This window comes from Leisingera sp. F5 (assembly GCF_001593695.1).
On record NZ_LUKH01001004.1, the window covers coordinates 1 to 1367 of the forward strand.

The window sequence follows — 1367 nt, forward strand, 5'->3', positions numbered from 1 at the left end:
GCCGTTGTCCGCGCCTCTGATCTTGGATTTGTCTTTCACAATCAACCTTTTGCGGAATGGTTTGGCACGCCTGGCCCGGACGCGGCGCTTACGGATGCCATCGAAGGCTTGCAGCCGGACGACCTCGACTCGCTGTGCGACGAAGGGCTGCGCTATTCGGCGGAGCTGAAGATCAAGCGCAAGCGGCGCACACTGGTTTTCGCCATCAACATTTCGCAGGCCAGCCATCTGAACGAGGCGCTATTGGTGGTGGAATGCCAGAACATCACCCGCATCCGCGAGCTGGAAAGCATGATCGACAGCTATTCCGCCATGGTCGAGCGCAACACCCGCGAGCTGGAGCGCGAGAAGGAGCGGGTGGAACGGCTGCTGCTGAACCTGATGCCGCGCTCGGTCTATGAGGAGTTCAAGACCTTCGGCGTGGTGACCCCTCAGCTTTATCCCAAAGTGTCGGTGGTGATGCTGGATTTCGTCAACTTTACGGACTTCGCATCGCGCACCGACCCGACGGTGACCTTGGGAGAGCTGAACGATATCTTCACCGCCTTTGACCGCATCGTAGAACAATACGGCTGTGAGCGGATCAAGACCATTGGCGATGCTTATCTGGCGGTGGCCGGGATGCCGGATCCTACCCCGGATCACGCCACCGCCGTGGCCCATTGCGCTACCCGGTTCCTGCGCTATCTGGACCGGCGCAACCAAAGCCATCAGCATAAATGGCAGGCGCGGATCGGGCTGGGCACCGGCTCGGCCGTCGGTTCGGTGGTAGGCATTCAGAAATATGTCTATGACGTCTTCGGCCCGGCGGTGAACCTGGCCTCGCGCCTGCAAGTCTTTGCTAACCCGATGAAAATCGTCGCGCCGGATGAGATGAGGGAATCCCTGTCCGAGGAATTCCGCGTCACCGACATTGGCCCCGAAGATATCAAGGGCATCGGCGAGGTGCATCTTGTCAACGTCGGTGACGAGTTGCGCGCCCCGCAGCCCAGCAGCCGGTTCTAACCGTCCGGTGCAATCAGCCCCAGTCCGCGCAAGTAGATGCCGATACCGCTTTCCAGCAGGTCCTCGGGCGGGAAGGGCGAGGCGGCACCGGGCGAGTTCCGTGCATAAAGCTCCACCACTCCGTGGCTCATCGCCAGCACATGCGCCGAGAACATCGAAGCAGGCGGGCGTTTGTCTTCCGGGATATGCTGGCTGAGGTCAGCGGCCGCGCGTTCCAGGATCGCCCGTGCCCGGGCAGCAGCATCAGCCAGTTCCGGCGTCCGGTTCACCGAAATGCCGCTTTCAAACATGGCGATGTAATGGCCCGGATGCTTGCGGGCAAAGGCAAGATAGGCGCGCCCCGTGGCCTCAAACGCCGCCAG

The 1367-nt window shown here is 61.4% G+C and carries 2 protein-coding genes; one reads left to right on the top strand and one right to left on the bottom strand.

Annotation, left to right across the window (positions count from 1 at the left end):
• On the top strand, positions 1-1005 hold a 1005-nt coding region (locus A2I95_RS38290; RefSeq protein WP_291737636.1), incomplete at its 5' end, for an adenylate/guanylate cyclase domain-containing protein.
• On the opposite strand, the gene A2I95_RS38295 is transcribed toward A2I95_RS38290, so the two are convergent.
• Positions 1002-1367, bottom strand: a 366-nt coding sequence (locus A2I95_RS38295; protein WP_291737637.1) for a TetR-like C-terminal domain-containing protein, incomplete at its 5' end; no start/stop codon positions are given. The genes A2I95_RS38290 and A2I95_RS38295 overlap by 4 nt on opposite strands.